Origin of the sequence: Actinacidiphila sp. DG2A-62 (assembly GCF_035825295.1) — a bacterium.
Taxonomy (GTDB): domain Bacteria; phylum Actinomycetota; class Actinomycetes; order Streptomycetales; family Streptomycetaceae; genus Actinacidiphila.
Map to the genome: position 1 here is coordinate 1,915,905 of NZ_JAYMGI010000002.1, position 25,612 is coordinate 1,941,516.

Sequence of the window (25,612 nt, forward strand, 5' to 3'; positions counted from 1 at the left end):
GCGACGCATGATGCGTTGCGTGACAAAAGCTGACAAAAGTGTGGAACGGCCGTCGGCGAGGCGGCCGTCGGCCGGACGGATCCTCGCGGTGTGGGCGGTGACCAGGGCCGCGATGCTGGTGTTCGTCTTCAAGGTGTTCCGCCTGCCCAAGCAGGTGATCCTCAACGACGTGTCGCACGTGTACGAGCCGTGGTTCGCGGTGCTGCGGCACGGGACGTTCCCCGCGCACGACGTGACGTGGCAGTACCCGCCGGGCGCCGCCGCGGTGATGGCCGCGCCGGCCGCGCTGCCGCTGGTGTCGTACACCACCGGCTTCTTCTGCCTGGCGTTCCTCGCGGACGCGGGCGTGCTCGCGGCGTTGCTGCGCGACGCGCGCCGGTCGGGGCGGGCCGCGGGGGCGTGGGTGTGGACGGCGGGCGTCGCGCTGCTCGGGCCGCTGGTGTACGCGCGCTACGACGTGCTGGTCACCGCGGTGGCGGTGGCCGCGATGCTGGCGCTGCCCCGGCGACCGCGGCTGGGCGGGGCGCTGGCCGCGGTGGGCGCGCTGCTGAAGGTGTGGCCGGTGCTGCTGCTGGTCGGCACCCCGCCGGGCCGGCCGACCCGGCGTGCGTGGACCGCGGCGGCCGGCACGGCGGCCGGGCTGCTGACGCTGTTCGCGCTGACCATGTCCGGCTCGCTGTCGTTCCTGACCATGCAGCGCGACCGCGGCACCGAGGTCGAGTCGCTGGGCGCGCTGGTCTTCCACCTCGGGCGGCACGCCGGCTGGCACGGCACGGTGCGGATGAACTACGGCTCGATGGAGTTCCTCGGCCCGCACGTGCACGCGGTGAGCCTGGCCGCGCTGGGCCTGAGCGTGGCCGGCTTCGGCTGGCTGCTGTGGTGGCGGCTGCGCGCCCGTACGTTCACCGCGGCGACGCCCTACGACGCGGCGTTCACCGCGCTGCTGGTGTTCACCACCACCAGCCGGGTGATCAGCCCGCAGTACATGGTGTGGCTGATCGGCGCGGGCGCGGTGTGCGTGACCGTGCGCGGCAGCTGCCAGCGGCTCCCGGTGCTGCTGACCCTGGCCGCGACGCTCTTCACCACGCTGGAGTTCCCGCTGTTCTTCCAGGAGGTGACGGCGAGCACCGCGTGGGGCGTGCTGCTCATCGCGGTCCGCAACGCGCTGCTGGTCGCCGCGTCGCTGCTGGCCTGCCGCCGGCTGTGGCGGGCGACCGGGCCGGGCGCGGCGGCCGACCGGTCCGCGTCGGCGACGCCGCTGCCGGCCCCGCCTCGGCGTCCGCGCTCAGCACCTCGCGCTGAGCGGCGATTCGTGCGGTGACCGCGGGCCGCGCCGCGACCGCGAACCGCGCCGCGACCGCGGGCCGCGCCGCTACCGCGGGCCGCCCGGTGACCGCGGGCCGCGCCGCTACGGCCGTCCGGCCGGCTGGGTCCTGGCCATCGCGATCCGCGCGGCCGGCGCGGGGTGCGTGGACAGCAGCAGGTGCAGCAGCCGCGGCGGATCGGGATCGGCGACGTTGGCGACCGTCAGCCGCCGCTGCATCGCGATGAACTCCTCGGGCGCGCCGGTCAGGTGCAGCGCGTGCAGGTCGGCGCGGCGCTCCACCCGGCGGCTCAGCGCCCGGCCGAGCGGCCCGAACAGCGCGCCGCCGAGCGCGGCGACCGCGGCGAGCAGCCACGCCGAGCGCGGGTCGGCGAACCGGTCCACGCCCGCCGCGTCCAGCAGCGGCCCCCATGTGACCACCGCGGCCAGGACGCACACCCCGAGCCCGGCGCCGAGCGCGCCCAGCAGGGTGCCGCGCGGCACGTCCCGGTGCACCACGTGCCCCAGCTCGTGCGCCACGACCAGTTCGACCTCGCGCGGCGCCGCGGTGGTCAGCAGCGTGTCGTAGGCGACGATGCGGCGGGTCCTGCCGAAGCCGGAGACGTACGCGTTCAAGGCGGTGGTACGGCGGGAGGCGTCGGCCACCAGCACGTCGCGGACCGCGACGCCGTCCCGCGCGGCGAGCGCGAGCAGGGCGTCGCGCAGCTCCCCCGGCGGCATCGGCGTGAAGCGGTTGAACAACGGCTCGAAGAGCAGCGGCGCGAGGAAGGACAGCACGACCGTCACGACCGCCGCGCCGAGCGCCGCCCACAGCCACCACAGCCGGGTGGCGCTGGCCAGCGCGTAGACCGCGAAGAGCGCTCCGAGCAGCAGCGGCAGCGAGATCAGCAGGCCGCGCAGCTGGTCGACGGCCCAGCCCCGCCAGCCCTGCGTGACCAGGCCGAACCGGGCCCGTACCACCCGGCCGCGGGCCGCGAACGGCAGGCCGAGCACGAACGGCAGCAGCACCAGCGTCACCGCCGCGCCCACCACCCGCGCCCACCAGGCCCCGCCGAACGCCCCGACCAGCCCGGCGCCGCCCGGCGTCAGCCCGAGGGCCGCGGTCAGCGCGAAGCCGGCCGCCGAGTCCGCGAGCGCCACCGGCACGACGCCGCGCCGCAGCGCCCGCCCCCGCGCCACCTCCTCGGCGCTGAAGTCGCCGGCGGCGTCCCGGGGTTCGTCCCGGACTTCGGAGTCGTCCGGGACCGCGGAGTCGTCCGGGACCGCGGAGTCGTCCCGGACCGCGGGGTCCTGCGGGGTCGCGGAGTCCTGCGGGGTCGCGGAATCGTCGTCGGGGAGCGGGGACTCAGCCGGGGGCAAGGTCACGCCAGCTCCTCCTTGAGGTAGGTGTGCCAGCGCGCGGTGAACTCGGTGAGGCCGATGCCGAGCGCCGCGCGCAGCCGCGCGTCCAGGTCGCCGCCGCGGGCGACGGCCCGGTAGAAGGCGACGAGGGTCTGCGGCGACCACTGGTCGGCGACCATCCGGCAGGCGAGCCAGCCGCCCTCGTACGCCTGGGCGAGATCCGCCGCCCGCGGGCGGAAGTCGGCGGCGCCGGGGAGCGCCGCCGGCAGGCGTCCGGCACGGACGTCCGCGGCCAGCTCCGGGGCGATCTCGCGCGCGGTGCGACCGGCGTCGCGGTAGGCGACCCAGTCGGCGATGCCCTCGGAGAGCCACAGCGGGGTGTGCGCGGTGGTCGCGGCGCGCGTGGCCACGTGGGTGGTCTCATGGGTCAGCACGGCCTGCCGGCCGAACGCCGACAGCTCGCCGAACGCGGCGGGGTTGACCACCACCCGGTCGGCCGGCGCGCCCGGGCCGACGCCCGCCTCGCCTGTGGTGACCGCGGCGATGTCCTGGTACGTGTCCGCGCCCCCGCCCAGCAGCGCGGTCAGCTGCGCCTCGGTCTCCGGCGCCTCGACGACCACCGTGCCGGGCCAGTCCGCGCCCCACGCGTGGGTGACCTCCGGCACCGCGCGGTCCGCGTCGGCGGCGTACTCGCGCAGCCGCGCGGGGTCGCCGAGGCCCAGCACCAGGCTGTGCGCGCCGCGGACGACCCGGACGCGGCCCTGGTCCCACAGCTGGACGTCGGTGCGGTGGCCGGAGGCGTTCCCGTCGTCGTCGGCGGCGAGGTACCACCGGCCGCCGCGCCGGTCGAACGTCAGGTACGCGGTGGAGACCACCGGCTGGGCGTCGTAGCCGCGCAGCCGGTAGCTCAGCCGGACCTCGGCGGCGGTGCGGTGGGCGCCGTCCACGGCGGCGGGCAGCCGGAAAGCGGCCGGACCGGTCCGCACCACGCGGTACGACCACGACGCGAGGGGTACGTCGGCGAGGTCGGCGAAGACCTGGCGCTGCGCGGCGGTGAAGCGAGTCGCCCTCGGGTCCAGGCCGCGGTCGAACGCGGCGCTGTCGTGCGTCACGACGGCGTGGGACCTGGCGGTCAGCAGGCGCTCGATCGCGGCGGTGTCCGAGCGCTGGGCCGCGCTCTTTCCGGGGGTTGCGCCGCCCCCGGTGCAGCCTGCCGCCACGCTTGCGGCGAGCGCCGCGCCGACCACCCACCGCGTCCCGCGGCGCACCCCACGCATCCCCCGATCCTACGCTCGGCGCTGCCCTCAGCCCGGCGCTGCCCTCAGCCCGGCGCTGCACCTCCCCCCGGGGCGCACCCCCAGCCCCTCAGCTCGGCGCTGAACCTCACCCCGGGGCGCACCCCTGCCCGCCCGCTCGGCGCTGGACCTTAATCCCAGGAGCGCGGCCACTTGCCCGCCGGCTCGGCGCTGGACTTCAACCCCAGGGGCGCGGGGAACTGCGCGAGCAACCACCCACCGGCTGGGGGTGCCTCCCAGGCGAAGCTCTGGGGGAGGTCCGGATCGGACCGATCTGCCCCTTCGGGACGGTGACGACCTGCGGGCCGCAGATGGCTGGTCGCGCAGTTCCCCGCGCCCCTGAAAAACAGGCCCAGCGCCAAGCTGACGGGCGGGGGGTGCACCCCGGGTTAAGGTCCAGCGCCCAGCTGACGGGCAGGGGCCGCGGCCCTGGTCTGGGCGCCCGGCGTCGGGCTGACGCACGGGAGCTGACGTCCGGCGCGGGGGGCGGGCTCAGGGGCGGGTCACGGCGGTGACGGGCATCATGTCGACCCGGTCGACGCGGACCCGGGCGCCCGGGTAGGGCGCGTGGATGACCCGCCCGCCGCCGATGTACATCGCGACGTGGCTCGCGTCGGCCCGGTAGATGACCAGATCGCCGGGCCGCGCCTGGCTCAAAGGCACCCGCACCCCCGCGTTCATCTGCTCCTGCGACGTCCGCGGCAGCGACACCCCCGCCCGCCGGTAGGCGTACTGCATCAGCCCGGAGCAGTCGAACGCGTTGGGCCCGGTCGCCCCCCAGACGTAGGGCGCGCCGATCGCCCGGCGGGCCGCGGCGACCGCGAGGGCCGCCCGCCCGGACGGCGCCGGCAGGTCCCCGAGGTGCGCGAGGTCGGGAAGGCCCGCGCCCCGGTCGCGGGAGGCGCGCGGGTCCCCGTAGGGATCGCCCGCCGCGTAGGCGGCGCGCTGCGCGGGCGGCAGCGTGCGCAGGAGCGCCCGCGCGGCCACCAGCGCCCGCTGGACGTCCCGCTTGCGCGCGGCCAGCTGCGCGCCGGTCCGGCGGAGGTCCGCGAGCTTCTGCGTGGCCTGGCCGCGCTGCTGGCGCAGTCCGCGCTCGGCCTCCTGGAGCTGTCGCAGCCGCTCGCCCTGCTGCCCGCCGAGCCGGTCGATCGCGGACGCCCGGTCGAGGAAGTCCGCCGGGTCGTCGGAGAGCAGCAGCGCGAGCGTCGGGTCGATCGCGCCCTCGCGGTACTGCGAGGCGGCCAGCACGCCCATCTCGTCGCGCAGTTCGTTGACGCGCTGCTGCGTGGCGGCGGCGCGGTCCTCCAGCGCGGTGAGGTCGGCGCGCAGCTGGCGGGTGCGCTCCTGGGCGGCGTCGTAGCGCTGGGTGGCCTGCTCGGCCTGCTGGTAGAGGCCGTCGATGCGCGTCGCGGTGTCCTGGGGAGCGGCGCCGGGGTCGGCGGCGGCCCGCTGGGCGGCGGTGCCGGCCAGCGCCGCGGAGGCGGCCGCGGCGGACAGCACGGTCACGCGGGTGGTGCGGGCGGCCAGCCCGGGCTGAGGGGTACGTCGATGCGAGACCACGGCAGCAGACAGTAGCCATGCCGTGGCACGCTGTACAAAGACCTGCCCGCTCGTACATCCGGACGGTGCGTCCCCGCCGCAGGTCACACGCGGGCGCGGGGCCCTGCGGGGCGCCCCCGCGTCACCCGTACGCCGTACCCCGCCCGGGCGTGCCGCGGACCGTCACGCCGCCGGACGCCGACCAGGGTTCGGACGGGGCCGGATGGGGCCGGACGGGGTCAGATGCGGACGCCGAACTCGAAGGGCATGTCGCTCATGGCCTCGTACCGCACCGACGCGCCGGGCTTCGGCGCGTGCAGGACCATGCCGTTGCCGGCGTAGAGGCCGACATGGTGGTAGTCGCCGTAGAAGATCACCAGGTCGCCGACGCCGAGCTGGGAGGCGTTGTAGATGCGGGTGCCGGCGTTGGCCTGCTCCTGCGAGGTGCGCGGGATGGACACGCCCGCCTGGCTGTAGGCCCAGGAGGTGAGGCCGGAGCAGTCGAACGAGCCGGGTCCGGTGGCGCCGTAGACGTACGGGTCGCCGATCTTGGACTGCGCGGCGGTGAACGCGGCCTGGGCGCGCGCGGTGGCGGCCTTCGCGTCGCCGAGGTCGACCCGGGAGCTGGCCCGGCTGGCGGCTATCGCGTCCTGCCGGTCCATCTCGGCGCGCTGGGCGGCGGTCAGCGAGTTCAGCACGGCCCGCGCCTGCGAGAGCTTGGTCTTGGCCTCGGCCTTGCGCTTGGCCAACTCCGCGCGGGTGCTCTGGAGTTCGGTGAGCTTCGCGGTGGCCTCGGCGCGCTCCTGGTCCAGCGTGCGCTTGGCGTCCTGGAGCTGGTCGAGCGAGCTGGCCTGCAGGGACGTCAACTGGTCCAGCGCGGTGGCCTTGTCCAGGTAGCTGTCCGGGTTCGAGGAGAGGAAGAGCTGGATCGTCGGGTCGACGCCGCCGCTGCGGTACTGCGAGGCGGCGATCGTGCCGAGGCTGTCCCGCAGCGCGTTGAGGTGCTGCTGCTGCCGCGCCACCTGGTCCTGAAGGGTTGATGCGTCCTTCTGGAGGGTAGAAAGCTTCTCGTTGGCCGCGTCGTACTTCTCGGTCGCCTGCTCCGCCTGCGTGTAGAGGGCGTCCACCTTGGCCTTGGCGTCCTTGACGGACTGCTTGGCGGGGGCCGCGTTGGCGGCCTGGGCGGAGAGGGCGACGGCCGCCGCAGCGGTCGCGGTCAGCACGGTCACGCGCGTGCGGCTTGCCGGCTTGGGACGACGGTGGGACGCCACGAAGGCGATCTCCTTCTTCCTTCAGCCGCCTACCGGTTCACTGGCGGGCGGCCCCCGAGCGTCATCCGGGTTGGATGATCGACTGCGCGGAGGTTCGACGCCTGACCCTAGTGACCCATCTGTGATCGGTTCAAATCCTTGTAGGCAAAATCTCGACCGGTTCGCACATTATTTACGGCAGCCGTACGGGCGGTGAGCCGATCGCGACGCACAGTGCCGTACGAAGCCCGAACAGCCGTGTCATCCACGGGCGTTCGCACCGAATCGGACGATGAGCGGACATCGTGGGTCAGCCGCGGGCGAGGCGCTTGAGCAGCAGCGTGGAGGCGACCGGGCGGGCGCCGGCGCGGGCGACGCCGTCGGCGACCTCGCGGTCCGCGGAGACCACCACGATCTGCCGGCCGGGCGGCTCGGCGCGCACCAGCCGGCGGATCAGCTCGTCCGCGGTCTCGCCGGCCTTGGAGAACAGCACCCGCACCCCGCGCGGCGGCGCGAGCAGCACCGGCGCGTCCAGGTCCGCGCCGTCGAAGACGCAAGTGACCTCGGCGCGGGTCTGCGCGGCCAGCACGGCCAGGCCCCCGAGCAGCCGCAGCCGCTGCTTCTCCAGCGGCAGCGCGGGATAGCCGGTCTTGGTGACGTTGTAGCCGTCGACCACCAGGTGGGCCTGCGGCAGCGCGAGCAGCTGGTCGAGCAGCGCCGGATCGGTCTCGGACAGCGCGCGGGTGGCGATGTCGCGGGCGCTGAACTGGCCGGGGGCCACCGCGTCGACGGTGTCGGCGGGGCGCACCGCCATGGAGTCGCGCGGCGGCAGGGCCAGTTCGCGGCGCAGCCCGGAGGCGGCGTCCAGCACCGTGTCCAGCAGCAGCCGCAGCCGTACGTCGGCGACGCCGCGGCCCTCCCTGGCCGAGCGGCGGCCGGCCTCGACCGCGGCCTCGGCCTCGGCGAGCCGGGTGCGCAGTCTGCGGGCCTCGCTCTCGGCCGCGGCGCGCTCGTGGGCGGCGGCGGCGCGCAGCTCGTCCAGTTCGGTCTGCACCTTGCGCTGGGCGGCCTCGGCGCGCTTCATGTCGCTGAGCGCGGCGCGCAGTTTGCGGTGCAGCGCGTCGCCGTCCTTGCGGGCGGCGTCGAGTTCGGCGCGGGCCCGGGCGGCGTCGCCGCGCGCCTGCTCCTGCAAGGACTCGACCTCGGCGCGCAGCCGGGCGACCTCGCGCAGCGTCTCCTCGTCGGCGCGTTCGGCGTCGGCGCGCTGCGCCTCCTCGCCGGCGGTGGCCACGAGCTTGGCCCAGCCGCCGGCCGCAGCAGGTAGGCGGCGGCGGCCACGTCCAGCGGGTCGGCGGCCGGCGGCGGGGTGCCCGCGTCGAGCGCGCCGGTCAGCTCCGGCTGCGCCTCGCGCAGCCGGGAGGCGACCTTCTGCCGGAAGGCGGCGTCGGACTCCAGCGCCGCGGCGAGCGCGGTCGCGGCGTACTTCACCCGCCGCGAGGGCGTGAAGCGGGCGTAGGGGCGCAGCGAGACGGGCAGTTCGGGGAAGGTGAAGCCGCCGAAGGCGTCGGCGGCGATCGTCACGACGCGGTGGCGCACGCCTTCGGGCAGCGGGCGGTCGAGCACCGGCTCGCTGTCGCCCGCCGCCCGCGGTGCGCCCGCCTCGGCGGCCGGCTCGCCGTCGCTGTCGTCCACGCGTCACTCCTGTCGCTTCCCGGCGTCCTCCCGGCCCCCTTCGATCCTCCGGCCGCCGCCCGTCGGTCCCCCCTAGGGCCTGTCGTGCGGGTCTCCGCGGAGACCCGTACGACGAGCCGTCGCCTCCATTGTCCCCGCAAGAGGTGTGAAACCTGCCTCGAACCGCACGTTCGGTCACCCTACGGCCTCGGAGGCCCGCGCGGTGCGGCGAGGCGGTTTTTGCCCGTTGTGCCCGGTCCGTCATGATCGGTGCATGGTCATCCCGGTGCACGACAAGAACCCGGTCCGCCGCACGCCGGTGGTGACGTACACGCTGATCGGCCTGTGCACCGCGGTGTTCCTGCTCGGCCCGCTGTCCGGCTTCATCCCCGCCTACGGCGGCGGGCATGCGCTGGCCTGCCGGCAGGCGGTGTACTTCGACCGGTGGGGGGTGATCCCCGCCGAGCTGTTCCACGGCCGGCTGCCGGTGTCGAGGCTGCCGCTGCCGCCGGCTGCCCGGCGCCGCACGACGGCTGGAAGTCGCCGTTCTTCTCGGTGCTCACCGCGATGTTCCTGCACGGCGGCTGGCTGCACCTGATCGGCAACATGCTCTTCCTCTACGTCTTCGGCGACAACGTGGAGAACCGCATGGGCCGCACCCGGTTCGCGCTGTTCTACCTGGCCGCGGGGTATCTGGCGACGTACGGCTTCGCGCTCGGGCACCCGGGCGACACACAGAGCCTGGTCGGCGCGTCCGGCGCGATCTCCGGGGCGCTGGGCGCGTACCTCTACCTCTATCCGAGGGCCCGGGTGACCAGCCTGTTCCCGTTCCTGTTCTTCATCCCGCTGCGGTTCCCCGCGTGGGTGGTGCTGGGCTTCTGGTTCGTGCTGCAGTGGCTGGCGGCGCAGACCGCGAAGGGCGGCCCGGGCGTCGCGTACCTGGCGCACGTGGTGGGCTTCGCCTTCGGCTTCCTGTGCGCGTGGGCCTGCTACCGGCCACGGCGTAAGGTGAGCGTCGTCATCGGGCCGACCCAAGGAGACATCCAGCCGTGATCACCGCGATCGTGCTCATCAAGACGTCTGTCGACCGCATCCCGGAGATCGCCGAGGCGATCGCGGCGCTCGACCATGTGAGCGAGGTCTACTCGGTGACCGGCGGATACGACCTGATCGCGCTGGTGCGGGTGGCCCGGCACGACGACCTCGCGGACATCATCCCGGGCCGGATCAGCAAGATCCCCGGCGTCGAGGCCACCGACACCCACGTCGCGTTCCGCACCTACAGCCAGCACGACCTGGAGGCGGCGTTCGCGATCGGCCTCGACTCCTGACCGGTCCCACCGGCTCCGAAGAGCCCGGGGACCCCGCCCGCCCGCCGGGCCCGACGACCGGGATCCCCGCAGCCGCTCAGTCCTTCTGCGGCACGCAGCGCCCGCCCTCGGTGGTGTAGCGCCACGCCGCGCCGTCCCTGACCAGGGTGCGCACCGCGGCCACGAAGCGGTCGACGTGCTCGACCGGGGTGCCGGCGCCGAAGCTGACCCGGATCGCGTTCAGCGAGCGCTCGCCGGGCGCCGCGTCGGGCGCCCCGCACTCCCCCGGCTCGCCCGGGTCGGAGTCCAGCAGCACGCGCACCAGCGGGTGCGCGCAGAACAGGCCGTCACGCACCCCGATGCCGTGCTCGGCGGACAGCGCGGCGGCGAAGTGCGAGCTGTTCCAGCCGTCCACGACGAACGAGACCACGCCGACCCGGGGCGCGCCGGGACCGAACAGCGACAGCACCCGCACCGCGCCGATCTCCCCGAGCCCGTCCAGCAGCCGTGCCAGCAGCGCCCGTTCGCGTTCCACCAGCGCCTCGAAGCCGGCGTCGCGCAGCGCCCGGCAGGCCGAGGCGATGGCGTACGCGCCGATGACGTTGGGCGAGCCGGCCTCGTGGCGGGCGGCGCCGTCGTGCCACTCGACGTCGACCCGGCCGTCCGCGCCGCGCGTGACGGTACGGGTGGCGCCGCCGCCGGCCAGGTACGGCTCCGCCTCGCGCAGCCAGTCCGGGCGGCCGGCCAGCACGCCGGAGCCGAACGGCGCGTAGAGCTTGTGGCCGGAGAAGGCGACCCAGTCCACGTCCAGCGCGGCCACGTCCACCGGGTGGTGCGGGGCCAGCTGGGCCGCGTCCAGCACGATCCGGGCGCCGTGCCGGTGCGCGGCGGCGGCCAGTTCGCGCACCGGCCACAGCTCGCCGGTGACGTTGGACGCGCCGGTGACGCACACCAGCTTCGGGCCCTTGGGCGCACCGTGCAGGGCCACGTCGAGCGCGGCCACCGCCTGCTCCGGGGTACGCGGCGCGGCCAGGCACACCACCTCGGCGTCGGTCGCCCGCTGCCAGGGCAGCAGCGCGGCGTGGTGCTCGGTCTCGAAGACGTAGACGCGGGTGCCGGCCGGGAGAGCGGCGGCCAGCAGGTTCAGCGAGTCGGTGGTGGAGCGGGTGAAGAGCACCTGGTCGCCGGGGCGGCAGCCGAGGAACTCCGCGACGGTGGCCCGGCTCTGCTCGAACAGGTCGGTGGACAGCTGCGAGAGGTAGCCGGCGCCGCGGTGGACGCTGCCGTAGTACGGCGCGTAGGCGGCCACGTCGTCCCAGACCCGCTGGAGGGCGGGGGCGCTGGCGGCGTAGTCGAGCGCGGCGTACGTGACGGTGCCGCCGGTCACCAGCGGCACGGACACGTCCCGGCCGAGCACCGGCAGCGGGGCCCGGCAGGCGGGGTCGGAGACGTCGCGGCAGGGGTCGGAACAGGCGGGTTCGGCGGCGCCGGCGGGCGCGGCGGCGGAGGCCGCGGCCGGCGCCGCGGGGGCGGACAGCGCGGCGGGCACGGCGGCGGTGCTGGAGACGGTGCCGGAGACGGTGGCGGCGGAGGGGGTGGCGGTGGTGGTGACGGTCACGGCGGAACTCCCGGAGGAAGGCATGCGAGGGTGCGCCCGCCGGCGCTACGGCGCGGCACAGCGGGGCGGTGCGGAATCGAGTCGACGGACGGAAGTGCGGAGAAGACGCAGAACCGGGGCCTGAAGGCCCTATCGCATTCGCTTGCTCATGAAAGAACTCCCCATGTCCGGCTTGCTGCGAGCCTTGCTGCTCACAGCCTGGTCATCACCCGGGGCACCCCGCCTCGGACGGAGGGTTGCCGGACAGCGAGCCGGGGCCTTTGCGCTGTCACTCGTGACCTGCAAGGAATTGTGCCACACCGTCCGCCCGGCGCAAGACGCCGTCCGATCGGTGGACGCCGTCGTGCGCCGGGCTCGTCTCGCGCCGGACGCCGAGCGCCGCGGAAAAAGCCGCGGAAAAAGGGGACAACGCGGCGACAAGGGCATCAGGCGTGGGTGGCCGCGGCCCAGCGCTCCAGGACCGCCGCCGCGGCGCCGGAGTCGATGGACCGCGCGGCCTGCTCCAGGCCGGCCGTGATCTGCTCCTGGAGGGTGCCGTCGGTGGGCGTGAGAGCCGCCAGCGCGGCAGCGGAGTTGAGCAGCACCGCGTCCCGTACCGGACCGGTCTCGCCGGCCAGCAGCCGGCGCGCCACATCGGCGTTGTGGGCGGCGTCCGCGCCGCGCAGCGCCTCCACCGGGACCAGCGGCAGCCCGACGTCCCGCGGGTCGAAGGACGTCCGCTCGACCCTGCCGTCGCGCACCACCCACACCTGCGAGGTCGCGGTGGTGGTCAGCTCGTCCAGGCCGTCGTCGCCGCGGAACACCAGTGCGGAGGAGCCGCGTTCGGCCAGCACCCCGGCCAGGATCGGCGCCATCCGCGGATCGGCGACGCCGGTGGCCTGGGCGCGCACCCGGGCCGGGTTGGTCAGCGGGCCGAGGAAGTTGAAGGTGGTGCCCACCCCCAACTCGGCGCGGGCCTTGGCGACATGGCGCAGCGCCGGATGGAAGCGGATGGCGAAGCAGAAGGTGATGCCGGCCTCCTCGGCGACCTCGGCCACCCGCTCCGGGGCCAGCTCCAGATTGACGCCGAGCTTCTCCAGCACGTCGGAGGCGCCGCTGGCGGAGGAGGAGGCGCGGTTGCCGTGCTTGACCACCTTGGCGCCGGTGCCGGCCACCACGATCGCGGACATCGTGGAGATGTTGACGGTCCTGGCCCGGTCGCCGCCGGTGCCGACGATGTCCACCGTACGGCCGGGCACCTCGATGGTGTTGGCGTGCTCGTACATCGCGCGGACCATGCCGGAGACCTCGTCGACGGTCTCGCCCTTGGCGCGCAGCGCCACCGCGAAGCCGGCGATCTGCACGTCGGTGGCCTCGCCGCGCATGATCCGGTCCATCGCCCAGGCCGTGTCGTCCACCGACAGGTCCCGCCCGGCGAGCAGCGCGCTCAGCAGGTCGGGCCAGGACCGGGGGGCCGTCGTCTCGCCCCCGCCGGTGTTCACAACGCTCATGCCCCACGCTCCCGCAACGGCTCCCTGAGTGGACCCTCACCCTATCGGCAGCGGCCGTGGACGCGGGTCGGCCCGGTGGGTCCGAAGCGGGACCCACCGGGCCGACCCGGTGTGTGGCGACGCCCAGCGCGGCGTCAGGGGCGGTCAGTGGTGACCGTGGCCCGAGGTGATCTCCTCGTACTCCTCCGCCGTCGGCTTCGGGATCTGGCTGTGCTCGCCGTAGAACCCGCGGGACAGCTTCGCCTGGAACTTCGCGACCGGGTTGGCCTTGCGCTCCACGCCGTTCTCGTCGACCTCCGGGCCGACCTCGATCGGCTTGGGCTGGACGTGCGCGGTGAGCACGTGCAGCTGCTGCTGCGACAGCGGCTCGTGCACCTCGATGAACTCACCGTGCGGCAGCCGCTTGATGATGCCGGTCTCCCGGCCGTGCAGCACCTTGTCGCGGTCCCGCCGCTGCAGGCCGAGGCAGATCCGCTTGGTCACCCAGAAGGCGAGGACCGGGGCCACGAAGAAGCTGACCCGTACGAACCAGGTGATCGCGTTGATCGACAAGTGGAAGTGGGTGGCGAAGATGTCGTTGCCGCCACCGATCAGCAGCACGAAGTACAGCGTCAGCCAGGCCACGCCGAAGCCGGTGCGCACCGGGCGGTTGCGCGGCCGGTCCAGCAGGTGGTGCTCCCGCTTGTCGCCGGTGACCCACGCCTCGATGAACGGGTACACCGCGATCGCGACCATCACCAGCGGGAAGATCATCAGCGGGATGAAGACGCCGAGCACCAGGGTGTGGCCCCAGGCCCTGATCTCCCAGCCGGGCATCACCCGGATCAGGCCCTCGGAGAAGCCCATGTACCAGTCCGGCTGGGCTCCGGTGGACACCTGGTCGGGCCGGTACGGACCCATCGTCCAGATCGGGTTGATCGTCGCGATCGCCGCGATGGCCGAGATGATGCCGAACACCAGGAAGAAGAAGCCGCCCGCCTTGGCGGTGTAGATCGGCAGCAGCGGCGAGCCGACGACGTTCTTCTCGGTCTTGCCGGCGCCCGGGAACTGGGTGTGCTTGTGGAAGAACACCAGGATCAGGTGTGCCACCAGCAGACCGGCCATCAGGCCGGGCAGCAGCAGGATGTGCACCGAGTAGAACCGGCCCACGAAGTCGTGGCCCGGGAACTCCCCGCCGAACAGGAACATCGACAGGTACGTGCCGACGATCGGCGTGGAGAGCACCGCGCCTTCCATGAACCGCACACCGGTGCCGGACAGCAGGTCGTCCGGGAGCGAGTAGCCGGTGAAGCCGGTGAACATGCCGAGGAACAGCAGGGTCCAGCCGAACAGCCAGTTGATCTCGCGCGGGCGGCGGAACGCGCCGGTGAAGAAGACGCGCATCATGTGCACGATCATCGCGGCGATGAAGATCAGCGCGGACCAGTGGTGGATCTGCCGGATCAGCAGACCGCCGCGGACCTCGAAGCTGATGTGCATCGTGGAGGCGTACGCCTCGGACATCCGCACGCCCTGCAGCGGCGCGTACGGGCCGTGGTACACGACCTCGTTCATGCTCGGGTGGAAGAACAGCGTCAGATAGACACCCGTGAGGATGAGGATCGTGAAGCTGTAGAGGCAGATCTCGCCGAGCATGAAGGACCAGTGGTCCGGGAAGATCTTGCGCAGGTTGGACTTGGCCAGCTTGTACAGCCCGAGCCGGCCGTCGGTCCACTGCGCGACCCGCTCGCCGGGGTTGGTCGGCCTGCGGCGGCTCGGCGTTTCGGTCGTGGTACTCATGAGCGCTCCCAGAAGGCCGGGCCGACGGGCTCTTCGAAGTCACCGAGGGCGACCAGGTTGCCGTCGCCGTTGACGCTGATCCGCAGCTGCGGCAGCGGGTGTCCCGCCGGGCCGAACAGCACCCGGGCGCCGTCGGAGAGGTCGAACGTCGACTGGTGGCACGGGCACAGCACGTGGTGCGTCTGCTGCTCGTAGAGGCTGATCGGGCAGCCGACGTGGGTGCAGATCTTGGAGAAGGCGACGATGCCCTCGTGCGCCCAGTCGCGCTCGCGCTTGTCCTTGATGTCCTCCGGCTTGAGCCGGACGATCATCAGGGCGGCCTTGGCGATCTGCTCCTGGAAGTCCTCGTCGGTCTCCTCCAGGCCCTCGGGCTTGGCGAAGGTCAGCGAGCCGACCACCACGTCCTCGGGCCGCAGCGGCTTGTCGGTGTTGGTGTTGACCAGCACCTTGCCGCGCGACCACATGGTGTGGTCGAGCTTCTTCTCCGGCAGCGGGCCGAGGTCACGCAGGATCACCAGGCCGGACAGCGGCACCAGGGTGAGCGCGCCGAACATGGTGTTGCGGATCAGCTTGCGGCGGCCGAAGCCGCTCTCCTTGGCGCCGGTGATCCACTGCTGGCGGACGTTCTCGCGCAGCTCGTCGTCGGCGTCGACGGGGTGCCGCTCGTCGGCGACCTCCTCGTCGGACATCAGCGTGCGGGCCCAGTGCACGGCGCCGGCGCCGATCGCGAAGAGCGCGACGCCCAGCGTCAGACCGAGCGAGAAGTTCAGCGCGCTGACATGGCCGATCGGGAAGATGTAGACGATCTTGTCGATCGGGAAGATGACGAAGCTGGCGATGAAGCCCAGCGTGCCCAGCATCGACAGGGTGAACAGCCCGGCGACCACGCGCTCGGAGTGCTTGGCGGCCTTCTCGTCGATGTCCTGGCGCCGGTACTCGTGGGGCGGCAGCCCGGGGTTGGCGAACGGGTCGGACGTGACCGCTACGTCGCCGCCGTGGGCGCCGTGTTCGCTCGGCAGGTTCTCTGACACGTCGTTGTGGGGTCCGGTTTCGCTCATGACTTCTTGGCCTTGGTCGTCCGGGCGGCAACCCAGGTGGCGGTGGCGAGCATCGCGCCGAGTCCGAAGACCCAGGCGAACAGGCCCTCGGGCACCGGGCCGAGCGCGCCCAGCGTGAAGCCGCCGGGGTTCTCGGACTTCGCCGTGTCGACCGCGTTCAGGTACGCGATGATGTCGGCCTTGGAGTCCTGCGGCATCGTGGTGTCCGGGAAGGACGGCATGTTCTGCGGGCCGGTCTGCATGGCCTCGTAGATGTGCTTGGGGTCCACGCCCTTCAGGCTCGGCGCGAACTTGCCCTCGCTCAGCGCGCCGCCCTTGCCGACGAAGTTGTGGCACTGCGAGCAGTTGGTGCGGAACAGCTCGCCGCCCTTGGCGGCGTCCGCGCCGGCCGGGCTGTACTGGTCCTTGGTCGGGATGCTGGGACCGGGGCCGAGGGAGGCGATGTACGCGGCGAGCTGGTCGATCTGCGCCTGGTCGTAGATGACCTTCTTCTTCGGGATCTGCGCGCCGGGCTGCTGGGCCGGCATGCGGCCGGTGCCGACCTGGAAGTCCACCGCGGCGGAGCCGACGCCGACCAGGGTCGGGCCGTCGGAGCTGCCCTGGCCCGAGGTGCCGTGGCAGCTGGCGCAGCCGACCGAGTACAGCTTCTTGCCCTGCTCGATGGCCAGGGACTGCGCTGAGTCGTCGGCCTGCGCCTTGGGCGCGGGCGCGAGCGCGGCGTACAGCCCCCCGGAGGCCACGAGCGCGAAGAGTAGGACGACGAGCGCCGCCAGCGGATGGCGCCGTCGTGCGGAGAGCTTTTTCACGGATTACCCCGGTGTCAGGATCTCTTGTGTCGATGCTGCTGGATGGTTCGGTCCCCGCACCGTCGTGGGGCGGTGCGCAGCCGGGCTACTTGATCAGGTAGATCGTGGCGAAGAGGCCGATCCAGACGACATCGACGAAGTGCCAGTAGTAGGACACGACGATGGCGGCGGTGGCTTGCTGGTGGGTGAACCGCTTGGCCGCGTAGGTGCGGCCGAGTACCAGCAGGAACGCGATCAGACCGCCGGTCACGTGCAGGCCGTGGAACCCGGTCGTCAGGTAGAACACCGAGCCGTACGGGTCGGAGCTGAGCGAGATCCCGTCCTTCTTGACCAGGTTCGTGTACTCGAAGATCTGCCCGCCGATGAAGATCGCGCCCATGACGAACGTCACGATGAACCAGGAGCGCAGCTTCTTCACGTCGCCGCGCTCGGCGGCGAACACGCCCATCTGGCAGGTGAAGGAGGAGAGCACCAGGATCGTGGTGTTGGTCGCGGAGAACGGCACGTTCAGCGCGTCTGCGTGTTCCTTCCAGAAGTCGGCACCCGTGACCGACCGGAGGGTGAAGTACATCGCGAAGAGGGCCGCGAAGAACATCAGCTCGGAACTCAGCCAGATGATGGTTCCGACGCTGGTCATGTTCGGCCGGTTGACCGACGGGTGCGCGTGCCCGGTTTCTACTGCTGTTGCTGTCGCCACGTCCGACATTATGTCGGTCGCTTATCCGGCGCTCACTCCGGGGGTCCCCTTCGGTGTGTCAAGGCCCCTGGGCTGGCAGCGAGTCGCCCTGGGGCGACGCGCCGGGCGATCACCCGCACGGGCGAACCCTTCTGGGGAAGCCGCTGGCGGGAGTAGCATCCGAGACACCTTGAGAAAACCTTCACGAGGAGGATCCAGGATGCAGGCGACCGCCACGGTGCTGGTCTACAGCGACGACGCGAACACCCGGGAGCAGGTCCGGCTCGCCGTCGGCCGCCGGCCTGCCGCAGACCTGCCGCCGGTGGAGTTCGTGGAGTGCGCCACGATGCCGGCCGTCCTCACCGAGCTGGAGCGCGGCGGCATCGACGCGTGCGTGCTGGACGGGGAGGCCAACCCGGCCGGCGGCATGGGCGTGTGCCGCCAGATCAAGGACGAGATCTTCCACTGCCCGCCGGTGATGGTGCTGATCGCCCGCCCGCAGGACGCCTGGCTGGCCACCTGGAGCCGGGCGGACGCGGCGGCGACGCTCCCGGTGGACCCGGTGGCGCTGAGCGAGGCGCTGGTGACGCTGCTGCGCCGCCGGGTCGCTCCGGCCTCCTCGGCCGTCGCGACCCGGTAGGGACCCGCAGCGGTCACAGGGTCTGCGGGCGCAGCCGCGCGGGGTGGGTGGCCGGGACGGTGGCGTCCACGGCGGTCTGGTCCTGGTCCGGCGCGGCGGCGGCCGGGCCGCCCGACAGGGCGCTGCCCTGCTGCCACTTCGACCAGCTCATGTTCCAGTCGCCGAAGCCGTTGTCGAAGGCCGTCATCATCGGGCCCTGGCTGTTGACGACCTGGACCAGGTCGCCGGGCCGCACGTGCTCGAAGAACCACTCGGCGTTCTCGGTGCTCATGCCGGTGCAGCCGTGGCTGACGTTGGCGTACCCCTGGGAGCCGACCGACCAGGGCGCGGCGTGCACGTACTCGCCGCTCCACGTCACCCGGGTGGCCCAGTAGACGGGCAGGTCGTACGAGTCGGAGCTGCCGGCGGCTATGCCGACCGTCTCGCTCTTCATCTGGACGAACTGCTGCTTCTCCAGCACGACCTTGATGCCGTTGCGGGTGTCGAAACCGGGCTTGCCGGTGGTGACCGGCATGGTCCTGATCACCTTGCCGTTGTCCTTGAAGGTCATCTGGTCGGTGCCGGCGTCGGTGATCGCCTCGATGCGGTCGCCGGTGTGCAGGGTGAGCGGCTTGTCGGCGCCGCCGTAGAGCTTGCCCTGGACGTGGACGCCGCTCAGGCCGCTGCTGACGGTGATGGTGGCGTCGGCCGGCCAGTACGTCTGCGGCCGGTAGTGCAGTGTCTTGTCGTCGACCCAGTACCAGGAGCCCTTGGCGGCCTGGGGGGTCGAGGAGACCCGCAGGTGGCCCTCCACGGCGGCCCTGGCGGCCTTGTCGTGCACGGGCTTGCTGAGCACGGCGGTGATGGGCTGGCCCACGCCGTAGGTGCCGGCGTCGGGGCCGAAGGCGACGTGCAGTCCGGCGTCGGCGGAGGTGGTGTCGAAGGAGACGACCTTGCGGCCGGGGTGGCCGTCGGAGTCCTCGGTGCTCACCCGGACGGTGTAGTGGACGCCCGCGGCGAGCGGGGCGGTGGACTGCCAGGCGGTGTCGTCCGCGCTGCGCCGGCCGGCTATGTAGCGCCCGGCGGAGTCGGTGGCCGTCACGTCGGTGATCCGGCTGCCGTCCTTGACGGCGACCTTGAGGGGCTTGTTCGGGTCGGCCTTGCCGCCCGCCGCGGTGCCGAAGGAGACGGCGGCGGCGGCCTCGTGCGGTGACGCGGCCAGCGGGTTGCCCCCGCTGCCGCAGGCGGTGAGCCCCACCGCGAGGGGGGCTATGAGAAGTGCGCAGCTCAGCGCCGTACGGCGCAGCGCCCGGTAACGGGGCGTGTCGGTAGCGTGGCTCATACCGCCACGCTAGGAACGCGCCCGGTTTTCCGCTCGGTGGGCGCGTGCAAACGAGCGGCGCCGGCCCGGGTCCGGGCTGGCGCTGCTCGTCGTCGCGCCGGGGCCGTCGCGGTGCGCGCACCGCGACGGCCGGGGAGGGCCGTACGCCCCTTACTGGGTGCGGTTCTCGCCCTTGTAGTACTCGAAGACCCAGCCGTACACACCGAACAGGATCACCGGCAGCGAGAAGAACAGCAGCCACCAGCCGAAGATGATGCCGAGGAAGGCGAGCGAGCCGCCGACCCCCAGCGCCAGCGGCTGCCAGCTGTGCGGGCTGAAGAAGCCCAGTTCGCCCGCGTCGTCGGCGACGTCCGCGTCCTCCCGGTCCTGCGCGCCGGTGTCGGCGCGCCGGGCGGTGAAGGACAGGTAGAAGCCGATCATCGTGCACAGGCAGAAGGACAGCAGCAGCGCCGTGGTGCCCACCGGCTCCTTGGACCAGAAGCCGTAGACGATGCCGGCGGCCAGGATGAAGACGGCGAAGCCCAGGAACATCTTGCCTTGGACCTTCACGACCGGCCCTCCTTGTCGTCGGCGCCGGTCAGCGGAGCGGTCGTGGCGCCCTGTGCCGCAAGGGCGTCGACAGCCGCGATCTCCGGGTGGTGCAGGTCGAACGCCGGGGATTCGGAGCGGATGCGCGGCAGCGTGAGGAAGTTGTGCCGCGGCGGCGGGCACGAGGTGGCCCACTCCAGCGAACGGCCGTAGCCCCAGGGGTCGTCGACCTCGACCTTCTTGCCGTACTTGGCGGTCTTCCACACGTTGTAGAGGAACGGCAGTATCGACAGCCCGAGCAGGAAGGAGCTGATCGTGGAGACGGTGTTCAGCGTGGTGAAGCCGTCGGCGGCCAGGTAGTCGGCGTAGCGGCGCGGCATGCCCTCGGCGCCCAGCCAGTGCTGGACCAGGAAGGTGCCGTGGAAGCCGAAGAACAGCGTCCAGAAGGTGATCTTCCCGAGCCGCTCGTCGAGCATCTTGCCGGTCATCTTCGGCCACCAGAAGTGGAATCCGGCGAACATCGCGAAGACGACGGTGCCGAAGACCACGTAGTGGAAGTGCGCCACCACGAAGTACGAGTCCGAGACGTGGAAGTCCAGCGGCGGCGCCGCGAGGATGACACCGGTCAGACCGCCGAAGGTGAAGGTGATCAGGAAGCCGATCGCCCACAGCATCGGTGTCTCGAAACTCAGGCTTCCCTTCCACATGGTGCCGATCCAGTTGAAGAACTTCACACCGGTCGGTACCGCGATCAGGAAGGTCATGAAGGAGAAGAACGGCAGCAGCACACCGCCGGTGACGTACATGTGGTGCGCCCACACCGTCACCGACAGGCCGGCGATGGAGATCGTCGCGGCGACCAGGCCGATGTAGCCGAACATCGGCTTGCGGCTGAAGACCGGGATGACCTCGGAGATGATGCCGAAGAACGGCAGGGCGATGATGTACACCTCTGGGTGGCCGAAGAACCAGAAGAGGTGTTGCCACAGCAGCGCGCCGCCGTTGGCCGCGTCGAAGACGTGCGCCCCGAACTTGCGGTCCGCCTCCAGGCAGAGCAGCGCGGCGGCCAGCACCGGGAAGGCCAGCAGCACCAGCACGGCGGTCAGCAGCACGTTCCACACGAAGATCGGCATGCGGAACATGGTCATGCCCGGCGCGCGCATGCAGATGATGGTGGTGATGAAGTTGACCGCGCCGAGGATGGTGCCGAAGCCGGAGAGCGCCAGGCCCATGATCCACATGTCGGCGCCGGCGCCCGGCGAGTGCACCGCGTCGGACAGCGGCGAGTAGGCGAACCAGCCGAAGTCCGCCGCGCCCTGCGGGGTGACGAAGCCGCCGACCGCGATGAGCGAGCCGAACAGGTAGAGCCAGTAGGCGAACATGTTCAGCCGCGGGAACGCCACGTCGGGCGCGCCGATCTGCAGCGGCATGATCCAGTTGGTGAACCCGGCGAACAGCGGCGTCGCGAACATCAGCAGCATCACGGTGCCGTGCATCGTGAACGCCTGGTTGAACTGCTCGTTGGACAGGAACTGGTTGCCGGGGCGGGCGAGCTCGGCGCGCATCATCAGCGCCATGACGCCGCCGATGAGGAAGAACGCGAACGACGTCACCAGGTAGAGCGAGCCGATCGTCTTGTGGTCGGTGGTGCTCAGCCACTTGATGACGACGGAGCCGGGGCTCTTGGTACGGACGGGCAGCTCGTCCTCGTAGCTGTCGTCGGCGGGCGCCGCGCCCTGGGGTTCGTTGAGAATGCTCATGTGGTCTTGGGCTCCGAGTTCTTCGCGTTGCCCGTGGTGGCAATGCCGGCCGGGATGTAGCCGGTCTGACCCGCCTTGGCCAGGTCCTTCAGGTGCTGCTGGTACTGGTCGGGCGTGACGACCTTGACGTTGAACAGCATCCGGGAGTGGTCCTGGCCGCACAGCTCGGCGCACTTGCCGCGGAACAGGCCGATCTTGTTCGGCGTGACCTCGAAGACGTTGGTGTGGCCGGGGATGACGTCCATCTTCATCAGGAAGGGCACCACCCAGAAGGAGTGGATGACGTCACGGGAGGTCAGGACGAAGCGGACGGTCTGTCCCTCGGGAAGCCACAGCGTCGGGCCGGGGTTCTCCTCGGTGCCGCTGGAGGGGGTGCCGACGTCGTAGACGCCCTCGGCGCCCTTGGGCATCAGCAGCTTGTTCGCCGGGATCTCGTCCAGCTGCTCGGGCACCTTGGCGGGGGTGGCCGGGTCGCCGTCGACGTTCTCGACGTAGTTGAAGCCCCAGCTCCACTGGAAGCCCACCACGTTGATGACGTGCTGCGGCTTCTTGGAGGTGTCGAGGAGCTTGTTCTCGTCCCGGGCGGTGAAGTAGAAGAGCACCGCGATGACCAGGATCGGGACGATCGTGTAGAACGCCTCGATCGGCATGTTGTACCGGGTCTGCGGAGGAACCTCGACCTTGGTCCGGCTGCGCCGGTGGAAGATCACGCTCCACAGGATCAGGCCCCAGACGAGGCACCCCGTCGCCAGCGCGGCGGCCCAGGAGCCCTGCCACAGCGAGAGGATCCTGGGGGCCTGTTCGGTTGCCGGACTTGGCATGCCGAGACGGGGATAGTCCTTGTACGAGCAGCCAGTGGCGGTCGCCAGGACCAAGCCCGCGGCCAGCACCCGCGGCAGCCATCGCCGTACCGGGCGCCGCGACATGGGGGTTCCGCCCACGCCCTTCTGGCCGTGGGGGAGGTCGGAGCCGTTGGGACTCACGTAGCGCCTTCCCGAGAGTCTCGCCCGCGCGTCCGAGTGTTCCGGCCGTCTGCTGGTCGGTCGGCCCGGTGCGCGGGCACTAGGTGTGGATGTTTATGCGGACCAAACCCTACTGGACGCCCTTCCGGCTCTCGCGGGGAGGGGGTCCAACGCGCCGGACCTCACCCCCAAGGGGCTGCCGATGAGGTCCGGGACGGTGCGCGGCGCGCCGCGAGCCGGTGTCCGCGGGGCCCGGAGTGCACGTCGGGGCAGGCGTTCTGACGCCTCGCCCGGGCCGCGCTGTACGGTGCGGAGGTGTCCTATTTCGACATGGCTTCGGCCGCTCCGCTGCACCCCGTGGCGCGCCAGGCGCTGCTGGCCGCGCTCGACGACGGGTGGGCCGACCCGGCCCGGCTGTACCGCGAGGGGCGGCGGGCCCGGCTGCTGCTGGACGCGGCGCGGGAGTCGGCCGCGGAGGCGGTCGGCTGCCGGCCGGACGAGCTGACATTCACTCCTTCGGGGACACGGGCGCTGCACTCGGCGGTGGCCGGCGCGGCGGCGGGCCGCCGCAGGACCGGCCTGGCACGTGCTGGTCTCCGCGGTCGAGCACTCCGCGGTGCTGCACGCGGCCGACGCCTACGACGCCGAGCGAGTGGGGGTGGACCGGACCGGGCGGGTGGACCCGGCGGCCTTCGCGGCGGCGCTGCGATCGGACACCGCGCTGGCCTGCCTGCAGTCGGCCAACCACGAGGTGGGCACGGTGCAGCCGGTCGCCGAGGTGGCCGAGGCGTGCCGGGCGGCCGGGGTGCCGCTGCTGGTGGACGCGGCGCAGTCGCTGCCCTGGGGCCGGCGCCGGACGGCTGGTCGCTGCTGGCGGGCAGCGCGCACAAGTGGGGCGGTCCGGCGGGCGTGGGCCTGCTCGCGGTGCGCAAGGGGACCCGGTACGCGCCGCAGGAGCCCGCCGACGAGCGGGAGTCGGGACGGGCGCCGGGCGCGCTGAACCTGCCCGCGGTGGTCGCCGCGGCGGCGTCGCTGCGCGCGGTGCGCGCGGCGGCGGCCGAGGAGGCGGCGCGGCTGGGCGCGCTGGTGGAGCTGATCAGGGCGCGGGTGCCGGATCTGGTGCCGGACACCGAGGTGGTCGGCCACGCCCGGCTGCGGCTGCCGCACCTGGTCACCTTCTCCTGCCTCTACGTGGACGGCGAGGCGCTGTTGACCGCGCTGGACCGGGCCGGCTTCGCGGTCTCCTCGGGTTCCTCGTGCACCTCCAGCACGCTGACGCCGAGCCATGTGCTCAAGGCGATGGGCGTGCTGTCGGAGGGGAACGTGCGGGTGTCGCTGCCGCCGGGGACGACGCGGGAGGAGGTGGAGCGCTTCCTGCGGGTGCTGCCGGAGGTGGTCGCGCGGGTGCGGGCCCAGGTGGGCGCGCCGGGCGCGTCGGGCGCGGGGGCGACGGCGGACGCCTCGGCGGGTGCCGGGGCGGGGGCGGGCGCGGGGGCGGACGGAACGGCGGGCGCGGGGGCCGGGGAGCCGGCGGCGCCGGCGGCGGAGAGCACCGAGCCGGGGGCCGGGCTGGTCGTGGACTCGCTGGGCAAGCGCTGCCCGATCCCGGTGATCGAGCTGGCCAAGGTGATCGGCGAGGTCCCGGTCGGCGGCCTGGTCACGGTGCTGTCCGACGACGAGGCCGCGCGCCTGGACATCCCGGCGTGGTGCGCGATGCGCGGCCAGGAGTACGTGGGCGAGCGGCCGGCCGAGCGCGGCGCCGCGTACGTGGTGCGGCGCCGCGACTGAACGTCAGGCCGGCAGGTGGGCCTGCACCTCGGCCGCGGCGGTGTCGCCGTACGCCTTGGTGAAGCGCTCGATGAAGTGGCCGCGGCGCAGCTCGTACTCCTGGGTGCCGACGGTCTCGATGACCAGCGTGGCGAGCATGTTGCCGATCTGCGCGGCGCGTTCGAGGCCGACGTTCCAGGCCAGGCCGGACAGGAAGCCGGCCCGGAAGGCGTCGCCGACACCGGTCGGGTCGGCCTTGCGCCGCTCCTCGGCGCAGTGCACGACGATCGGCTCCTCGCCCTTGCGGTCGATCCGCACGCCCTGCGCGCCGAGCGTGGTGACGCGGGTGCCGACCCGGTCCAGGATCTCCTCCGCGGTCCAGCCGGTCTTGGTCTCGATCAGGCCCTTCTCGTACTCGTTGTTGAACAGGTACGCCGCGCCGTCCATCAGCACCCGGATGTCCTCGCCCTCCATCCGGGCGATCTGCTGGGAGAAGTCGGCGGCGAAGGGGATGCCGCGGCTCCGGCACTCCTCGGTGTGCCGGATCATCGCCTCCGGGTCGTCCGCGCCGATGGACACCAGGTCCAGGCCGCCGACCCGCTCGGCCACCGCCTGCAGCTCGATCAGCCGGGCCTCGCTCATCGCGCCGGTGTAGAAGGAGCCGATCTGGTTGTGGTCGGCGTCGGTGGTGCAGATGAACCGCGCGGTGTGCAGCACCTCGGAGATCCGCACCGAGGAGGTGTCCACGCCGTGCCGCTCCAGCCAGGAGCGGTACTCGGCGAAGTCGTTGCCGGCCGCGCCGACCAGCAGCGGGCGGGTGCCGAGCTGGCCCATCCCGAAGCAGATGTTCGCGGCGACCCCGCCGCGGCGCACCTCCAGCGCGTCGACCAGGAAGGACAGCGAGACCGTGTGCAGCTGGTCGGCGACGAGCTGGTCGGCGAACCGGCCGGGGAAGGTCATCAGGTGGTCGGTGGCGATGGATCCGGTGACGGCGATGCGCACGGCGACGGGCTCCTGGGAGGTGAGGTGACGGCGGACGGACCCGGCGGACAGGTCCGGCGGACGGGGCTGGCGGGCGGGCGGCTGACGGGCGGCAGGCGGCCGGGGACGCCCGCGCGCCACGGAGAAACTACCCGATAGTAGGGCTTTCTCCTTCGGCACCCTCTGCCTAGGGTCGCATTATGAGCACCGACGCGCCTGCCGTTCTGCCCTCATCCCCCCTCGGCGAACCCGAAACGCTGCAGCAGCTGCTCGGCGACTGCCACCGGATGGCCCTGCACTGGAAGACGCCGGCCCCGCACGAGGAGGCGGTGGTCCTCCCGGCCGGCCTGCACGGCATCACCGTGCCGGCCGCGTCCGCGCACGTGGTGAGCGCGATGGCGGAGTACGGCGACTGACCGTCCGCGCCGCCTGCCGCGCCGCGGTGGAACCGGACGGCGGGGCGCCGCGTCACATCGGCACCTGACCGTTACGGAGC

General features: G+C 72.7%; 19 protein-coding genes, 3 pseudogenes and 1 riboswitch. Of the genes and pseudogenes, 6 read left to right on the forward strand and 16 right to left on the reverse strand.

Annotated features, from left to right (window positions below; translation table 11 throughout):
- The first annotated feature begins 7 nt into the window (after positions 1-7).
- On the forward strand, positions 8-1,321 hold the full coding sequence (locus VSR01_RS08490) for a glycosyltransferase 87 family protein (RefSeq protein ID WP_442785418.1): 1,314 nt from the start codon (positions 8-10) through the stop codon (positions 1,319-1,321).
- Positions 1,322-1,408: 87 nt separating this feature from the next.
- Here VSR01_RS08490 and VSR01_RS08495 read toward each other — a convergent pair whose 3' ends face one another.
- The 5 genes and pseudogenes from VSR01_RS08495 to VSR01_RS08515 form a co-directional block, all read right to left on the reverse strand.
- Positions 1,409-2,689 (reverse strand): M48 family metallopeptidase, encoded by a 1,281-nt coding sequence (locus VSR01_RS08495; RefSeq protein ID WP_326448642.1) that lies wholly within the window; start codon positions 2,687-2,689, stop codon positions 1,409-1,411.
- Positions 2,686-3,942, reverse strand: coding sequence for a hypothetical protein (locus VSR01_RS08500; RefSeq protein ID WP_326448643.1), 1,257 nt, complete (start codon positions 3,940-3,942; stop codon positions 2,686-2,688). The genes VSR01_RS08495 and VSR01_RS08500 overlap by 4 nt, the downstream gene beginning before the upstream one ends.
- 510 nt (positions 3,943-4,452) lie before the next feature.
- Positions 4,453-5,520 carry a C40 family peptidase gene (locus VSR01_RS08505; protein ID WP_326448644.1) on the reverse strand — a complete coding sequence of 356 codons (1,068 nt, stop codon included), beginning with the start codon at positions 5,518-5,520 and terminating at the stop codon, positions 4,453-4,455.
- Positions 5,521-5,738: 218 nt separating this feature from the next.
- Entirely contained in the window at positions 5,739-6,770 is a 1,032-nt protein-coding gene (locus tag VSR01_RS08510) for a C40 family peptidase (protein ID WP_326448645.1), read from the reverse strand.
- Positions 6,771-7,059: 289 nt separating this feature from the next.
- Positions 7,060-8,372 (reverse strand): annotated as a pseudogene (locus VSR01_RS08515) (NYN domain-containing protein).
- A gap of 322 nt (positions 8,373-8,694) precedes the next feature.
- Between VSR01_RS08515 and VSR01_RS08520 the strand changes: the two are divergent.
- Both VSR01_RS08520 and VSR01_RS08525 read left to right on the forward strand, forming a co-directional pair.
- Positions 8,695-9,473: pseudogene (locus VSR01_RS08520) on the forward strand (rhomboid family intramembrane serine protease).
- Positions 9,470-9,751 (forward strand): Lrp/AsnC family transcriptional regulator, encoded by a 282-nt coding sequence (locus VSR01_RS08525; protein WP_326448646.1) that lies wholly within the window; start codon positions 9,470-9,472, stop codon positions 9,749-9,751. Before VSR01_RS08520 ends, VSR01_RS08525 begins: the two are co-directional and overlap by 4 nt.
- Positions 9,752-9,827: 76 nt before the next feature.
- Here VSR01_RS08525 and VSR01_RS08530 read toward each other — a convergent pair whose 3' ends face one another.
- The 6 genes from VSR01_RS08530 to ctaE all read right to left on the reverse strand — a co-directional run bounded on the left by VSR01_RS08530 (position 9,828) and on the right by ctaE (position 17,187).
- Positions 9,828-11,348: an aminotransferase class V-fold PLP-dependent enzyme gene (locus VSR01_RS08530; RefSeq protein ID WP_442785419.1), complete on the reverse strand. Its 1,521-nt coding sequence runs from the start codon at positions 11,346-11,348 to the stop codon at positions 9,828-9,830.
- Positions 11,349-11,511: 163 nt separating this feature from the next.
- Positions 11,512-11,628: riboswitch (SAM riboswitch) on the reverse strand.
- Between the two features lie 145 nt (positions 11,629-11,773).
- Positions 11,774-12,838, reverse strand: coding sequence for an anthranilate phosphoribosyltransferase (gene trpD / locus VSR01_RS08535; protein ID WP_326448647.1), 1,065 nt, complete (start codon positions 12,836-12,838; stop codon positions 11,774-11,776).
- A 144-nt stretch (positions 12,839-12,982) separates the two neighbouring features.
- A complete protein-coding gene (gene qcrB, locus VSR01_RS08540) occupies positions 12,983-14,617 on the reverse strand; it encodes a cytochrome bc1 complex cytochrome b subunit (RefSeq protein ID WP_326448648.1) in 1,635 nt (544 codons plus the stop codon).
- Complete coding sequence (gene qcrA, locus VSR01_RS08545) at positions 14,614-15,675, reverse strand: cytochrome bc1 complex Rieske iron-sulfur subunit (protein ID WP_326448649.1); 1,062 nt, start codon at positions 15,673-15,675, stop codon at positions 14,614-14,616. Before qcrA ends, qcrB begins: the two co-directional genes overlap by 4 nt.
- Complete coding sequence (gene qcrC / locus VSR01_RS08550) at positions 15,672-16,481, reverse strand: cytochrome bc1 complex diheme cytochrome c subunit (RefSeq protein WP_326448650.1); 810 nt, start codon at positions 16,479-16,481, stop codon at positions 15,672-15,674. The genes qcrA and qcrC overlap by 4 nt, the downstream gene beginning before the upstream one ends.
- An 85-nt stretch (positions 16,482-16,566) precedes the next feature.
- On the reverse strand, positions 16,567-17,187 hold the full coding sequence (gene ctaE, locus VSR01_RS08555; RefSeq protein ID WP_326448651.1) for an aa3-type cytochrome oxidase subunit III: 621 nt from the start codon (positions 17,185-17,187) through the stop codon (positions 16,567-16,569).
- A gap of 190 nt (positions 17,188-17,377) precedes the next feature.
- Between ctaE and VSR01_RS08560 the strand changes: the two genes are divergently transcribed.
- Positions 17,378-17,797, forward strand: coding sequence for a hypothetical protein (locus VSR01_RS08560; RefSeq protein WP_326448652.1), 420 nt, complete (start codon positions 17,378-17,380; stop codon positions 17,795-17,797).
- A gap of 13 nt (positions 17,798-17,810) precedes the next feature.
- Here the strand turns inward: VSR01_RS08560 and VSR01_RS08565 are convergent, their stop codons facing one another.
- From VSR01_RS08565 to ctaC, 4 genes are all read right to left on the reverse strand, one after another.
- Complete coding sequence (locus VSR01_RS08565) at positions 17,811-19,118, reverse strand: L,D-transpeptidase (protein WP_326448653.1); 1,308 nt, start codon at positions 19,116-19,118, stop codon at positions 17,811-17,813.
- 150 nt (positions 19,119-19,268) lie between these two features.
- Positions 19,269-19,667: a cytochrome c oxidase subunit 4 gene (locus tag VSR01_RS08570; protein ID WP_326448654.1), complete on the reverse strand. Its 399-nt coding sequence runs from the start codon at positions 19,665-19,667 to the stop codon at positions 19,269-19,271.
- Positions 19,664-21,406, reverse strand: coding sequence for an aa3-type cytochrome oxidase subunit I (gene ctaD, locus VSR01_RS08575; protein ID WP_326448655.1), 1,743 nt, complete (start codon positions 21,404-21,406; stop codon positions 19,664-19,666). Before ctaD ends, VSR01_RS08570 begins: the two co-directional genes overlap by 4 nt.
- On the reverse strand, positions 21,403-22,389 hold the full coding sequence (gene ctaC / locus VSR01_RS08580) for an aa3-type cytochrome oxidase subunit II (protein ID WP_326448656.1): 987 nt from the start codon (positions 22,387-22,389) through the stop codon (positions 21,403-21,405). Before ctaC ends, ctaD begins: the two co-directional genes overlap by 4 nt.
- A gap of 294 nt (positions 22,390-22,683) precedes the next feature.
- Between ctaC and VSR01_RS08585 the strand changes: the two are divergent.
- Positions 22,684-24,156, forward strand: a pseudogene (locus tag VSR01_RS08585) (cysteine desulfurase/sulfurtransferase TusA family protein).
- Between the two features lie 3 nt (positions 24,157-24,159).
- Here the strand turns inward: VSR01_RS08585 and VSR01_RS08590 are convergent.
- A complete protein-coding gene (locus VSR01_RS08590; RefSeq protein WP_326448657.1) occupies positions 24,160-25,137 on the reverse strand; it encodes a carbohydrate kinase family protein in 978 nt (325 codons plus the stop codon).
- Between the two features lie 179 nt (positions 25,138-25,316).
- Between VSR01_RS08590 and VSR01_RS08595 the strand changes: the two genes are divergently transcribed.
- The gene (locus VSR01_RS08595) at positions 25,317-25,532 is read left to right on the forward strand and encodes a hypothetical protein (RefSeq protein ID WP_326448658.1); all 216 of its coding nucleotides are present in this window, start codon (positions 25,317-25,319) and stop codon (positions 25,530-25,532) included.
- The last annotated feature ends 80 nt before the right edge of the window (positions 25,533-25,612 follow it).

Excerpts from the sequence above, each read along its gene's own strand:
- ctaE (WP_326448651.1), bottom strand. The coding sequence starts at position 17,187 with ATGTCGGACGTGGCGACAGCAACAGCAGTAGAAACCGGGCACGCGCAC.
- VSR01_RS08565 (WP_326448653.1), bottom strand. The coding sequence starts at position 19,118 with ATGAGCCACGCTACCGACACGCCCCGTTACCGGGCGCTGCGCCGTACG.
- qcrA (WP_326448649.1), bottom strand. The coding sequence starts at position 15,675 with ATGAGCGAAACCGGACCCCACAACGACGTGTCAGAGAACCTGCCGAGC.
- ctaD (WP_326448655.1), bottom strand. The coding sequence starts at position 21,406 with ATGAGCATTCTCAACGAACCCCAGGGCGCGGCGCCCGCCGACGACAGC.
- VSR01_RS08560 (WP_326448652.1), top strand. The coding sequence starts at position 17,378 with ATGCAGGCGACCGCCACGGTGCTGGTCTACAGCGACGACGCGAACACC.
- VSR01_RS08490 (WP_442785418.1), top strand. The coding sequence starts at position 8 with ATGATGCGTTGCGTGACAAAAGCTGACAAAAGTGTGGAACGGCCGTCG.
- VSR01_RS08500 (WP_326448643.1), bottom strand. The coding sequence starts at position 3,942 with ATGCGTGGGGTGCGCCGCGGGACGCGGTGGGTGGTCGGCGCGGCGCTC.
- VSR01_RS08595 (WP_326448658.1), top strand. The coding sequence starts at position 25,317 with ATGAGCACCGACGCGCCTGCCGTTCTGCCCTCATCCCCCCTCGGCGAA.
- qcrB (WP_326448648.1), bottom strand. The coding sequence starts at position 14,617 with ATGAGTACCACGACCGAAACGCCGAGCCGCCGCAGGCCGACCAACCCC.
- trpD (WP_326448647.1), bottom strand. The coding sequence starts at position 12,838 with ATGAGCGTTGTGAACACCGGCGGGGGCGAGACGACGGCCCCCCGGTCC.